The following is a 12,496-nucleotide window of genomic DNA, read 5'->3' as shown; positions in this document are numbered from 1 at the left end:
GCATGTCGAGCGGATTAGCGCGAAGGATCGCCGCTGGTCTCATCGCGGCATTTGTCGCCGGCGCCGCGTGGCTGTCGCACGCGGCGCTGTCGCGCGCCGAACTCGTCTCTCCGCGTCCAAGCTCGATCGTTTACGATCGCAACGGCGCCTTCCTGACGCAGATCGGCGAGAGGACTCGCGACGCCGCGACGGGAGCGGCGCGCGTCGATTACGGCTATTGGCCTCTGCCGGCCGTCCCGCGAAAAATCGCCCGCGCGACGCTCGCCCTCGAAGACCGCCGCTTCTACGATCACCCCGGCGTCGATATACGCGCGCTGCTGCGCGCCGCATGGCGCAATCTGACCGCGCGCGGCAGACGCGAAGGCGCCTCGACGATCGCCATGCAGGTCGCGCGCATGCAGAACGAGAGGCCGCGCACGCTCGCCGAGAAGCTGATGCAGGCGGGAACGGCGCTCGCCATCGTCGCGCGTCACGGCCATGACGCGACGCTCGCCCATTATCTGCGGCTCGCGCCCTATGGACTCAACGGACATGGCGTCGCCTACGCCGCGCGCTTTTATTTCGACAGGCCGGTCGACGATCTCTCCTGGGCGCAGGCGGCGCTGCTCGCCGCCATTCCGCAATCGCCGGGGCGGATGAACATCACGCGCGAGAGCGGCCTCAGACTGGCGACGGCGCGGGCGCGTCATGCGCTCGCGCGGCTCGAAGAGGAAGGCGCGCTTGACGCCGCGCAGGCGGCGCTGGCGCGCGCCGAGCTCGATCATATGCTTCCGCTCGACGCCAAGCGCCGTCCCGAGACTCTGCATCTGGCGCTCCGCTACGAGGCGCTCGCGCGCGAGGGATTGGCGCGGCCTATTGCAGAAAGCGACAGGCGCATCCATGCGACGATCGATATGGCGGTCGAGCGGGACGTCCTGCATCTCGCGCGCCGCTATCTATCGAATTTCCGCAGCCGCGGCGCGCGGCAAGTCGCGGTCATGGTCGTCGAACGGGGAGCCAACGCCGTCATCGCCGACGTCGGCTCATCGGACTACAATGATCCGCAGGCGGGCGCTTTCGATTTCACGCGCGTGCGGCGCTCGCCCGGCTCGACGCTAAAACCCTTCATCTATGCGCTGGCCTTCGAGCGCGGCGTTCTCAAGACCACGGATCTTCTGAACGACATTCCCGAAGGCGCCTCGGGCGTATCGAACGCCGACGGACTCTATCTCGGACCGATGACGCCGCGCCAGGCGCTCGCCAATTCCCGCAACGTGCCGGCGACGAATCTGCTGCGTCGCGTCGGGCTTGAAGCGAATTTCAATTTCCTGCGCGACCTCGGCCTGCATGATCTCGAAACGCCGGCGGAGAGTTTCGGAATTTCAATGGCGATCGGCGCACTACCGACCCGCCTCGAGGATGTGATGCGCGCCTATGCCGCCCTCGCGGACGACGGGATGATGCGCGAGCTTGCGTTCACCCGGGATGAGGCGCGGCGTCCGCCGCGTCGCGTGCTCTCCATCGACAGCGCGCGGCTGATCGCCTCGATGCTCGCCGATCCGCAGGCGCGGCTTCCGTCTTTTCCACGTTACGGACCGCTCGAATATCCGTTCGCCGTCGCGGTGAAGACCGGAACGTCGCAAGCCTATCGCGACGCCTGGACGATCGCCTTTTCGCATAAATTCATCGTCGGCGTATGGATCGGTCGCGGCGACGCCGGCGCCATGCGCGCGATGACGGGCGTTTCATCGGCGGCGCGGCTCGCTCATGCCGTGCTCGCCAAGCTGCATGACGCGAGGCCCGGCGACATCGCGCCGGAAACCTTCGCGCCGCCGCCCGGCCGCGTCGCGATCGACCTTTGCCGCGCGGGCGATGGCGGCGACTGCGCGCAGACGCTGCGCGAATGGGTGAAGCCGGAAGACGCCGATTGGAGCCAGACGCAACATCCGCGTCCTCATCCCGAGGAGCCGCGAAGCAGCGTCTCGAAGGATGTTCCGGCAACAGCGCTCTGCGCGCCGGCCGCCTTCGAGACGCGCCTTTCAGGCGCGCCTCAGGGTGAGGAAGCGGATCATAGGTGCGACTCTGGAGCACTGAGCGTCGCGCCGCTCGTGATCGCGACGCCGGAACACAACACGCATATCTGGCGAAACCCCGAGCAGCCCGAGCGCCTGAACCGTCTCGCGCTGAAACTCGCGCCGTCAGGCGCTAATGCGCAGATCGTCTGGACGATCGACGGCGAACCTTTCGCCACGGCGCAAGCGGACGAGACCGTGTTCTGGCCGATGACGCCGGGCGCGCATCGGATTCAGGCGCGGCTGGCGCTCGCGCCTATCGCGTCGCGCGCGGTCAGAATCGTGATCGAGTGATGCTTGGGCGTGCGCCACTCGTCGTCGCCCTCCAGATCCCGGCGTGCCCGTCGATCCGTACTATACGGCGGGATCTCCCGCCTTCGATTCTTCAATTATTCTCACGAGCAGGCGATCCAGTTTTTTCTTTCGCAACCACGTCAGCACGGGCTTCGCCCTTGGATCTTTCTTTCGACACCGAAGTGTTTATGCTTGTTCTAGTGGAAACGAAAAAATTTCCAAATAAATTAATCGAAGCGGCAATAATTCCGGCCCCTGAAAAAAGTATAATTTTTGCCAATTGAAAATTTTTAAATTCGTGCATGTATTCCATCTGTGTGTAAATTGCCTGCACGGGCTCGCTCAGTGAATTGAAAAGCGCCCCCTCGACAGCCATGAACAACACTATGAAGATAAAACCCCAGGTTAATAGCTTTCGAGGCGTTGTGCGCGCGGCAACAACGCGCTGTCGGAATGCGTCCCGCGCGAGATACATGAAAAAAACCATTACCAAATATCCATATAACGTAGTATAGAGGTATAAGCCATTCTAACGAGCAGATCTCTGTCATATTCACTACATTTAACGTGACTAAATCTTGAAGGCGCGTAAGAGATGAAAGCCATCTCAAATTTGAAAAGCATAGATCTAGCCCTGGCGATATAAAGATTGGGAGAATGAGGCCAAGAACTGTCATGGTCAAAATAAAATATCCCAGGTTCCGCTCCTCGCGCGTGCGAGAAGCTATCTGGTCGACCAACGATTCATTGCTCTTATCTATCATGTAGACTTAACCGTGCAGAAAACCGATGGGCACTATCAGGAGCAGCGGCGTCTCGCGAAAGTCCGGAAGTCGCCAGGGGTGACGCGGCAGCCGCGTAACCATCCGGCCAGCCAGGCTCAGCAAGCAGCGAACCGCATGCCTGCAAGCGCTCCCTATTCGCCAGCTTGAGAATGGAGGACGCACATTGAGCGCTGCGTCGAATTCGTAATTTTGAGGCGCCTTAGGCTTTCGTCCGCGCATGCGCCGAATCTCCGCCGCTACTTCAGCCGCCTGCATCATGCGCCGCCTTCCCCTGAAAATGGAGTCGATAGACCGGCTGCCCCGGGATGAAGCCGGACGTCTCATGCCGCACGACGATCTTCGTCGCCGCGTCCGGCCCGATCGTATCGCCGTCCTTGATGACAGGCCCCACCTCGATCAGATAGCCGGCGAGATCGAGCATCAACCCGTTGAGTTGGCGCGGGTCGCCCTTAAAACCTCCGGCTTCGATTTCCATGAGGCCGAAGGCGGCGAGTCCGCGCGTCACGCCCGACACGCCGCCGTCGGCGTCGCGGCTGAGCTTGATCGCGACGCAAAACGGAATCGGCGGCTTCCGGTCGCCGGGCGCGATGGTTTCCGCGACAAGCGGCGCCGGCCAGAGCGAGTCGGAACGCGCCCAATGAACGGCCAGAGCGTCTTTTGTCGCGTCAATGACTGCGGCGACCAGCTGCCCGTGCAAGGCCGCGCGCCGTTTGGCGTCCGCGCCGCCGCTGAGACTCGCCAGCAAATGGGCCTTGTGTTTCGAGACTGCCTCCCAAGCGTCGTCAGGCCATTGCCACGCGAATTGCACGCAAGGGTCATCTGGACGCCTCCAAAAACCTCTGGCCAAATCGGCGTTGAGTTGATTCACTTGGTCATGTCGCAAGGGGATCGCGGCCATGGCGAAGGGAACGCCCGGATTTTTTGATGTCGACGAACGGCTGGCTGAGCTGTCGGCGAAGGGCGACGATCTGGAGCGCGTGAAGGCGCTTGTCGATTTCGAGATGTTCCGGGCGGCGCTGGAGGCGGCAGTCCCGCGGGCCGACCGCTCCAAGGGCGGGCGTCCGCCATTTGATCATGTATTCATGTTCAAGGTGCTGATCCTGCAAGCAATGCATTCTCTGTCGGACGAGCGCTGCGAATATCTGATCAAGGACCGCCTGTCGTTCATGCGCTTTCTCGGATTGGGTTTGGCCGACGCGGTTCCCGACGCCAATACGATCTGGACGTTCCGCGAGGCGCTGAAGAAGGCAAATGCGGCCGACCGCTTGTTCGAGCAGTTCGACGCAGCGCTGCGCGAGGCCGGCTTTCTCGCGATGTCGGGCCAGATCGTCGACGCCACGATTGTCGCCGCGCCCAAGCAGCGCAATACGAACGGCGAGAAGCAGGCGATCAAGGACGGCCGCATTCCAGAGGGCTGGAAGGACAAGCCGGCGAAGCTCGCACAGAAAGATCGCGATGCGCGTTGGACGGTCAAATATACGAAAGCCAAAGTGCGGGAGGAGGACGGCTCTGTTCCGCCGGTCGATCTCGCCATCCCCGCATTCGGATACAAGAACCATGTGTCGATCGACCGGGCGCATGGGCTGATCCGCAAATGGACGGCGACGCACGCTGCCGCGCATGACGGCGCGCGGCTGGAGGATGTGCTCGACAAAACCAACACGGCGAGCGAGGTCTATGCGGACACGGCGTATCGCTCGGCGAAGAATGAAGCGATGCTGTCGCGGCGCGGCTTCGTCTCGCGCATTCATCGCAAGAAGCCCAAGGGCAAGCCGATGCCGGAGCGAACGCGCATCGCCAATGCGCAGAAGTCGAAAGTGCGCAGCGCCGTCGAACATGTGTTCGCGCATCAGAAAGGGCTGATGGGCCTGTTCGTGCGAACAATCGGCCTGGCGCGGGCGCGGCTCAAGATCGGGCTCGCCAATCTCGCCTACAACATGCGCCGCTTCGTCTGGCTGCGCGAGAGAGGGGCGCCTGCGTAGCAAAATTAGCGGCAAAGACGGCGCCGCTCACCGGGCGACGCCGCTTTCGAAGCCCATGAACCGATTCTCCCCGGAAGGATGGCCTCGAGCCGCCTCACGCCCAACACCCAGTCACGAAAAGCCAGGTTATTGGAGGTGCCCAGCTTTCGAAATCGGGCACGGCGCGTCGACCTTCCCCACCCCGAACCATGTCGAAGAATGTGTCACTAACCTTGCGGGCATGTTTCAATCATGTTTTCAGTCTCGCGGACCATCCATGACACAATCTGGGAGCGGGTTGCATTCCCTCATGGAACACGTAATGTTTAGAGATCCCTGACTCGGATTCCCGAAGTGATAAAGAAAGTCGACCCATATTACTTCATTGTGATTGTCATCCCGATGAACGACCCAGTAGCCGCTGCTTTTATCATACTCAATATGTTTATTCCTGTTTTTTGAAATGTAGTCCTTAGATAGACTGACGTCTGGGTATTTTTTTAGAAAGAGCTGCACGTCTTGAGAATTTTGAACTAGTGCAATTGCCGCTTCATCTGACTGAAGCAGTCTACTATCCTCGCAAAAATAACGATCTCTAGCATCACTATATATTTGCACAGCAAACCCGACAGCGAGGATACACAACAAAAGAAAGAACGGCAGCGAAACCAACATAAATCCGGCGAGAGCAATCGTCTTCAACTCCTTGAACGCTCGTTTTTTTATAAAATGTGAATCCAAATTGAGCCCTCAATCCCGTACTTTTCACTGCTTGACCCTAACCGCTTCGCTTACGACTTCGCCAGCGCCGCGTTGCCCGGAAACTCCGCGCCCCCCGTCACGATGATCGCCAGAATTGATTCGGTTGTCGAGAAGGGCATGTCTTCTCTCGCGCGTGATTTACGATTCCCGGTCGCCGCCGGCGACCGAGGCCAGTTCATTCACGCTGATGCGAGGAATGTGCAATCGTCGATAAACAACGTCCGCCCTCAACCCGCGGCGGTGATGCGCTCGATTTCCGCGCCGCAGCCTGAAAGCTTCTTCTCCAGCCGCTCGAAACCGCGATCGAGATGATAGACGCGGTTGATCGTCGTCTCGCCGCGCGCGGCGAGCGCCGCGATGACGAGCGAGACGGAGGCGCGCAGATCCGTCGCCATGACCGGGGCGCCGTCGAGATGATCCGCCCCCGTGACGATCGCCGTATCGCCTTCCAGCTTGATTTGGGCGCCAAGCCGCGCAAGCTCCTGCACATGCATGAAACGGTTCTCGAAAATCGTTTCGGTGATGCGGGAGACGCCCTTGGCGCGCGTCATCAGCGCCATGAACTGCGCCTGCAGATCGGTCGGAAAGGCCGGGAACGGCGCGGTCGTGACATCGACGGGCGAAATGCCGGCGCCATTGCGCGTCACGCGCAGCCCCTCGTTCGTCTCGGTCACGCTGGCGCCCGCTTCTTCGAGGACATCGAGCGCCGCCTGCAGGAGGTCGGCGCGCGCGCCGGCGAGCATAACGTCGCCGCCGGTCATCGCCACCGCCATGGCGTAGGTGCCCGCCTCGATGCGATCCGGCATGACGGCGTGCCGCGCGCCGTAAAGCGAACCGACGCCCTCGATCTCGATCGTCGATTGCCCGGCGCCCTTAATGCGCGCGCCCATTTTTATGAGGCAGTCGGCGAGATCGACGACTTCCGGCTCACGCGCCGCGTTGCGCAATACAGTGGTTCCGCGCGCCAGCGACGCCGCCATCAGCGCGGTGTGGGTGCCGCCGACCGTGACCTTCGGGAAATCGATCTCGGCGCCGATGAGGCCGTTCTTCGCCGAGGCGACGACATAGCCATTCTCGATGTCGAGTTTGGCGCCGAGCTTTTCCAGCGCCATGAGCAGAAGATCGACCGGGCGCGTGCCGATGGCGCAGCCGCCGGGCAGCGACACCCGCGCCTCGCCGCAGCGCGCGAGCAGCGGCGCCAGCACCCAGAAGCTCGCGCGCATGCGCGAGACGAGATCATAGGGCGCGGTGGTGTCGACGATCTCGCGCGCGGTGAGATGAACCGTGCGGCCCGCGTCAATGGACTCGCCGGTGCGTCTGCCGGCGATGGCGTAATCGACGCCATGGTTGCCGAGGATGCGCTCGAGCAGCGTCACGTCCGCGAGCAGCGGCATGTTGGCGAGCGTCAAGGTCTCGCGCGTCAGCAGCGAGGCGATCATCAGCGGCAGAGCGGCGTTCTTCGCGCCGGAGATGGGAATCACGCCATTGAGCCGGGTTCCGCCGACGATCTTGATCTTGTCCATCACCCCTCGCTGTCGGTTTTCGGGTCCCGGCCGTCTTTCGTCTGCGCCGGGGCCCGCTGCGCGCGCTCCCGCGCCTTGCGGCGGGCGAGATTGGCGCGCAATGCGGCCGCCAGCGCCGCTTTCTTCTTCGGCGCCCCGCTAGGCTTCGGGCCAAAATCCGCCCCTTTTGGGGCGCGCTTTGGCTGCTCCTCGTCCTCTGCCATCTCGCGGTTCGGCGTTCTTCTGCGAAATCTCTGCGAATCTAGGGTGTTGCGGGCCGAGTCACAGCGTGCGCACGGCGAGCGTCGCGTTGATGCCGCCAAAGGCGAAGGAATTCGACAGCGCGACGCGAATCGGCATTTGGCGCGCGACATTGGGAATGGCGTCGACTTCGCATTTGGGATCGGGCTCGAGAAAATTGATCGTCGGCGGCGCGATCTGATCGCGTAGCGCGGAGATCGTCACAACGAGCTCCAGCCCGCCGCTCGCGCCCAGCGCATGGCCGTGCACGGGCTTCGTGGAGGAAACCGGCGGCGGCTTGTCGCCGAAGACGGCGCGCATGGCCTGCGATTCGGTGATGTCGTTGGCGTAGGTGGCCGTGCCATGGGCGTTGAGATAATCGACGTCGCCAGGCTCCAGTCCCGCGCTTTCGAGCGCAAGCCGCATGCAGCGGGACGGGCCTTCGACGTCGGCGCGCAGCGGATCGAAGGCGTCGCTCGTCGTGCCATAGCCGGCGAGTTCGCAGAGCGGCGTCGCGCCGCGCGCTTGCGCGCCTTCCAGCGTCTCCAGAATGAAGACTGCGGCGCCTTCGCCGAGCGTCATCCCGTTGCGCTTCTGCGAGAAGGGCCGGCAGAGATCGGGCGTCAGAACGCGCAGCGCCTCCCAGGAGCGAATCGAACCGTTGATCACGCAGGCTTCGGCGCCGCCGGCGATGGCGCGGTCGGCGCGGCCGGCGCGCAACATTTCAAAGGCTTCGCCGATCGCCTGAGTCGCCGAGGAGCAGGCGGAGGCGAGCGCGAAGGTCGGCCCCTTGGCGCCGTAGCGCATGCCGAGAGTCGTCGGCGCGGCGCTCGGGATGAGACGCGGCACGGTCAGCGTGTCCGGACGGCCGTCGAGCTTATATTCCTGATAGGCGTTGTTATCGATCGTCGAGGCGCCGCCGATGCCGGTGCCGATGATGACCGCCGTGCGCGGCCCGCCGACCTGCTTGCGCTCGAAGCCGGCCTGCGCGAGCGCTTCGTCGGCGGCGACGATGGAGAATTGCGTAAAGGGATCGCAGTAGGGAAGCAACTCGGCTTCGAGATAGGCTGCAGGATCGAAATCGGGGACCTGCGCCGCGATTCCGATTCGTCCGGTAAAGGGGCGCTGTAGTTTCACGGGCCGCACGCAAGAGACGCCGTCGCGCGCCGCCTGCCACAGGGCCGCCGCGCCGACGCCGGCGGCCGAGACCGCGCCCATTCCGGTAATGACGATTCTGCGCGCGGCGTTTGGTTGCGGCATCTGCGTTCAATCCCTCTTTGTTTCAATCACGCGCAGCCGCGCGCTGATCTGAAAACCCATTCCAGGTTAATGATGCGCGCGCGCCGGCGTCAAACAGCCGAGGCGGATGAACCCGGCGCTCTCGGGGGGCGCGCGCAAGCGACTGTCTTTCCTCGCTACTTGTTTTTAGCCGAGCAGCTTATTCAGCTCGGCGCGCAAACCATCGGCGACGTCTGGCCTAGCCAGCCCGAACGCCACATTGGCCGCGAGAAACCCAAGCTTGGAGCCTGTGTCATAAGTGCGGCCGTCGAAGCGCACGGCGTGGAAGGGCCGCGTCCTGGCGAGATGAATCATGGCGTCGGTGAGCTGGATCTCGCCGCCGGCGCCCTTCTCATGCTTTTCGAGCATCGCGAAGATTTCCGGCTCGAGTATATAGCGGCCCGAAATAATGAAATTGCTCGGCGCCGTTCCCTGCGGCGGTTTCTCCACCATGCCGGTGATTTCGAACGTCGCGCCGTAATCCTTGCCGCGCGCGACGATGCCATATTGATGCGTTTCTTCCGGCTTCACTTCCTCGACCGCGATGATGTTGCCGCCATGCTTTTCGTAAGCCGCGACCGCCTCCGCGAGACAGCGCGCGGTCTTGCCCGGAGCGGGAAGCGTGATCATGTCGGGCAACAGCACCGCGAAAGGCTCGTCGCCGATGATGTCGCGCGCGCACCACACAGCATGGCCGAGGCCAAGCGGTGCCTGCTGGCGCGTGAAGCTCGTCGCGCCGGCGGCCGGCAGGTCCGACATCAGAGCTTCATATTCCTTTGACTTGTTGCGGCGACGGAGCGTGTCTTCGAGTTCATAGGCCATATCGAAGTGGTCTTCGATGGCCGCCTTGCCCCGCCCTGTGACGAAAACGAAATGTTCGATTCCCGCCTCTCGCGCTTCATCGACGACATGCTGCACGACAGGCCGATCGACGACAGTGAGCATCTCCTTGGGCACGGCCTTGGTCGCCGGCAGGAACCGCGTGCCGAGGCCAGCGACAGGGAAAACAGCCTTGCGAATGCGTTTGTTCATGGAGAAGCCCGTTGAGAGTTGACGGCGGAGGGGTCATAGCGGCGATTCGATCAGGAAGCGACTCCCCGAGGACCGGCGAACGGCGTCTTGAAACCGCGGCGTTTAGCACGATTTGGCCTTTTCGTAGAGGTCACGGCGGCGGACGCAAAGGATGCCGGGCGTTTAGGCAAATGACGGCGTTGGGCGCCGAACATATGAGAGGAAGATTGCTGCATGACGGTTCTGGTTACGGGCGGCGCCGGCTACATCGGCAGTCATACGGTTCTCGAACTGCTCGACGCCGGCGAGCCTTCTCCCGTCGTGCTCGATGATCTTTCGACGGGTTTCCGCTGGTCGGTCCCCGATGGGGCGCCGCTCGTCGTCGGCGATTTCGGCGACGAGAGTCTCGTTTCGGATTTGATCGCGCGCCACAACGTCGATGAGATCATCCATTTCGCCGCAAAGATCGTGGTCCCCGACTCCGTCGCCGATCCGCTTGGCTATTACCTCAACAATACGGCCAAAGCGCGCACGCTGCTCGCAACGTCGGTGGCGCGCGGCGTGAAGCGATTCATCTTTTCCTCGACCGCCGCCGTCTACGGCGATCCGCTGCATAATCCGGTGACCGAAGACGAGCCGCTGAAGCCGGTTTCGCCTTATGGGCGATCGAAACTCATGGTTGAGTGGATGCTCGAGGATACGGCGCGCGCGCATGGCCTCGCCTATGTCGCGCTGCGTTATTTCAACGTCGCCGGCGCCGATCCGAAAGGACGTTCGGGACAGTCGTCTCCCAACGCCACGCATCTCATCAAGGTGGCCGTGCAGGCGGCGCTCGGCCTGCGCCCGGAACTGCAGGTTTTCGGACATGATTACCCGACGCCGGACGGCACATGCGTGCGCGACTATATCCAGGTCACCGACCTTTCGCGCGCGCATCTCGACGCATTGCATTACCTGCGCGAAGGCGGCGCCAATCTCACGGCGAACTGCGGCTATGAGCGCGGCTTTTCCGTTCTCGAAGTGATCGAGTCTGTGAAGCGCGTCTCGGGCGTCGATTTCGCCGTCGAAATGGCGCCGCGACGGCCCGGCGACCCGGCGGCGATCGTCGCGGCCAATGAGCGAGTCCGCCGCACGCTCGGCTGGACGCCGCAATACGACAACCTCGACGACATCGTTCGCCAGGCGCTCGAATGGGAAAAGCATCTGATGGCGCGCAGCGGCTGATAGAGGTCCGAATTCCCAGAACTTAAGCGATGGGTGAAGTTTTCATTGTCTTCGCCGCCGCGCGATGATAGTTAAGCAAATGCCTAAGCGTTCGGAGCGCCTCGATCTCATGTTCTCCGCGCTCGCCGACCCCACGCGGCGCGCGATGATCGAGCGCCTGGCGCGCGGGCCGGCGAATGTCAGCGAATTGGCGAAGCCGCTCAAAATGTCACTCCCTGCGGTCATGCAGCATTTGCAGACTCTGGAGCAGAGCGGCCTGGTGACGAGCCGCAAGATCGGACGCGTGCGCACCTGCCGCATCCAGCCGAAGCGGTTTGACGCCGTGCAGGCGTGGCTGGCGCGTCAACGCGCGGAATGGGAAGCGCGCTTCGACCGGCTGGACGCGTTCCTGGAGAAAAGCGAGGAAAAGGATGAACGATCAAAGCCTCGATCTTGAGATTTCCCGTTTCCTGAATGTTCCCCGCGCGCGCGTCTGGCGCGCCTGGGCGGATCCGGCGCTGCTGAAGGAATGGTGGTGCACGCGGCCCTGGACGACGGACGTTCGCGCCTTCGATTTTTATCCCGGCGGGGCGTTTCACACCTTCATGCGCGGACCGGATGGCGGCGAAAGCGACAATCCAGGCTGCTTCCTCGATATTACGCCGCAGGAACGCATCGTCTTCACGCCGATGCTGCGCGGCGGCTGGCGTCCCGCCTCGCCCTGGCTCGCCTTTACGGCGGTCCTGACCATGGCCGACGAGGGGGCCGGCACGCGTTACGTCGCGCGGGTGATGCATAGGGACGACGCCGAGCGCCGGCGCCACGAAGAGCTTGGATTTTTTGACGGCTGGGGCACATGCATCACCCAGCTCGAGGAAGCCGCGCAAAGAATCGCCTGACGCGGGACGTCCTCCGGCGTGCGCACGATGGAATTTTTTTATGATCCGCGCCGTGCTAAAGAAGGCGCGCACGGTCCCGTAGCTCAGCAGGATAGAGCAGCGGTTTCCTAAACCGAAGGTCATGGGTTCGAATCCCTTCGGGACCGCCATAAAATCAAAGATTTATTGAAAGCGATCTTCCCAGCGGACAGCATTGGGAAGCCTGTGGGAAGATCCAAAAAGGGCGATTTGATATCCACATCATGCAGCGCCCTACCCCCGCCGACCAGCGCCGATCTTCGCGCTGAGAGGGCGTCGCTGGCGCATGGGTTTGGTGCACGGGGCTGGGCTGCGCGAATCATAGCAGGATCGATGCGATGCGCGCGCCGCCCGAGACGCCTTTCATCGCAATTGGCGTGGTCGCGCCGATTCCTCTGTTCGGCGAGCGGCTCGCGCGACGTGCATCTGGTGCCGACTGGCCGCCGTATCTGGCACAGCGGGAAGTTAGCGTGACACGGATTCGCTGTGGCG

The 12,496-nt window shown here is 62.8% G+C and carries 11 protein-coding genes and 1 tRNA gene; 6 read left to right on the top strand and 6 right to left on the bottom strand.

What is annotated here, in order from left to right:
- Positions 1 to 2 precede the first annotated feature (2 nt).
- Complete coding sequence (locus AC0X69_RS15225; protein ID WP_482608623.1) at positions 3 to 2,345, top strand: transglycosylase domain-containing protein; 2,343 nt, start codon at positions 3 to 5, stop codon at positions 2,343 to 2,345.
- Between the two features lie 91 nt (positions 2,346 to 2,436).
- Here the strand turns inward: AC0X69_RS15225 and AC0X69_RS15220 are convergent, their stop codons facing one another.
- Together AC0X69_RS15220 and AC0X69_RS15215 are read right to left on the bottom strand one after the other, a co-directional pair.
- Entirely contained in the window at positions 2,437 to 2,832 is a 396-nt protein-coding gene (locus AC0X69_RS15220) for a hypothetical protein (RefSeq protein WP_482608622.1), read from the bottom strand.
- Between the two features lie 539 nt (positions 2,833 to 3,371).
- Positions 3,372 to 3,875 (bottom strand): DUF4261 domain-containing protein, encoded by a 504-nt coding sequence (locus AC0X69_RS15215; RefSeq protein ID WP_482608621.1) that lies wholly within the window; start codon positions 3,873 to 3,875, stop codon positions 3,372 to 3,374.
- Between the two features lie 151 nt (positions 3,876 to 4,026).
- On the opposite strand from AC0X69_RS15215, the gene AC0X69_RS15210 reads away from it, so the two are divergent.
- Positions 4,027 to 5,112 carry a transposase gene (locus tag AC0X69_RS15210; protein ID WP_482608161.1) on the top strand — a complete coding sequence of 362 codons (1,086 nt, stop codon included), beginning with the start codon at positions 4,027 to 4,029 and terminating at the stop codon, positions 5,110 to 5,112.
- 968 nt (positions 5,113 to 6,080) lie between these two features.
- On the opposite strand, the gene murA is transcribed toward AC0X69_RS15210, so the two are convergent.
- The 4 genes from murA to galU form a co-directional block, all read right to left on the bottom strand.
- Entirely contained in the window at positions 6,081 to 7,376 is a 1,296-nt protein-coding gene (murA, locus tag AC0X69_RS15205) for a UDP-N-acetylglucosamine 1-carboxyvinyltransferase (RefSeq protein ID WP_482608620.1), read from the bottom strand.
- The gene (locus AC0X69_RS15200; protein WP_482608619.1) at positions 7,376 to 7,579 is read right to left on the bottom strand and encodes a hypothetical protein; all 204 of its coding nucleotides are present in this window, start codon (positions 7,577 to 7,579) and stop codon (positions 7,376 to 7,378) included. Before AC0X69_RS15200 ends, murA begins: the two co-directional genes overlap by 1 nt.
- A 58-nt stretch (positions 7,580 to 7,637) precedes the next feature.
- Positions 7,638 to 8,855, bottom strand: coding sequence for a beta-ketoacyl-[acyl-carrier-protein] synthase family protein (locus AC0X69_RS15195; protein ID WP_482608618.1), 1,218 nt, complete (start codon positions 8,853 to 8,855; stop codon positions 7,638 to 7,640).
- Between the two features lie 165 nt (positions 8,856 to 9,020).
- The gene (gene galU / locus AC0X69_RS15190; protein ID WP_482608617.1) at positions 9,021 to 9,905 is read right to left on the bottom strand and encodes a UTP--glucose-1-phosphate uridylyltransferase GalU; all 885 of its coding nucleotides are present in this window, start codon (positions 9,903 to 9,905) and stop codon (positions 9,021 to 9,023) included.
- Positions 9,906 to 10,118: 213 nt separating this feature from the next.
- On the opposite strand from galU, the gene galE reads away from it, so the two are divergent.
- The 4 genes from galE to AC0X69_RS15170 all read left to right on the top strand — a co-directional run bounded on the left by galE (position 10,119) and on the right by AC0X69_RS15170 (position 12,135).
- Positions 10,119 to 11,108: a UDP-glucose 4-epimerase GalE gene (gene galE, locus AC0X69_RS15185; protein WP_482608616.1), complete on the top strand. Its 990-nt coding sequence runs from the start codon at positions 10,119 to 10,121 to the stop codon at positions 11,106 to 11,108.
- 79 nt (positions 11,109 to 11,187) lie between these two features.
- The gene (locus AC0X69_RS15180) at positions 11,188 to 11,544 is read left to right on the top strand and encodes an ArsR/SmtB family transcription factor (protein WP_482608615.1); all 357 of its coding nucleotides are present in this window, start codon (positions 11,188 to 11,190) and stop codon (positions 11,542 to 11,544) included.
- Positions 11,519 to 11,986 carry an SRPBCC family protein gene (locus AC0X69_RS15175; RefSeq protein ID WP_482608614.1) on the top strand — a complete coding sequence of 156 codons (468 nt, stop codon included), beginning with the start codon at positions 11,519 to 11,521 and terminating at the stop codon, positions 11,984 to 11,986. Before AC0X69_RS15180 ends, AC0X69_RS15175 begins: the two co-directional genes overlap by 26 nt.
- 72 nt (positions 11,987 to 12,058) lie before the next feature.
- Positions 12,059 to 12,135 (top strand) — tRNA-Arg (locus AC0X69_RS15170).
- Positions 12,136 to 12,496 lie beyond the last annotated feature (361 nt).

This window comes from Methylocystis sp. Uni0008, from assembly GCF_056838045.1.
This window is presented reverse-complemented; position numbering and strand designations above follow the sequence as displayed.

Coding starts and splice junctions, on each gene's coding strand:
- AC0X69_RS15225 (WP_482608623.1), top strand. CDS start 3: ATGTCGAGCGGATTAGCGCGAAGGATCGCCGCTGGTCTCATCGCGGCA.
- AC0X69_RS15220 (WP_482608622.1), bottom strand. CDS start 2,832: ATGGTTTTTTTCATGTATCTCGCGCGGGACGCATTCCGACAGCGCGTT.
- AC0X69_RS15210 (WP_482608161.1), top strand. CDS start 4,027: ATGGCGAAGGGAACGCCCGGATTTTTTGATGTCGACGAACGGCTGGCT.
- murA (WP_482608620.1), bottom strand. CDS start 7,376: ATGGACAAGATCAAGATCGTCGGCGGAACCCGGCTCAATGGCGTGATT.
- AC0X69_RS15200 (WP_482608619.1), bottom strand. CDS start 7,579: ATGGCAGAGGACGAGGAGCAGCCAAAGCGCGCCCCAAAAGGGGCGGAT.
- AC0X69_RS15195 (WP_482608618.1), bottom strand. CDS start 8,855: ATGCCGCAACCAAACGCCGCGCGCAGAATCGTCATTACCGGAATGGGC.
- galU (WP_482608617.1), bottom strand. CDS start 9,905: ATGAACAAACGCATTCGCAAGGCTGTTTTCCCTGTCGCTGGCCTCGGC.
- galE (WP_482608616.1), top strand. CDS start 10,119: ATGACGGTTCTGGTTACGGGCGGCGCCGGCTACATCGGCAGTCATACG.
- AC0X69_RS15180 (WP_482608615.1), top strand. CDS start 11,188: ATGCCTAAGCGTTCGGAGCGCCTCGATCTCATGTTCTCCGCGCTCGCC.
- AC0X69_RS15175 (WP_482608614.1), top strand. CDS start 11,519: ATGAACGATCAAAGCCTCGATCTTGAGATTTCCCGTTTCCTGAATGTT.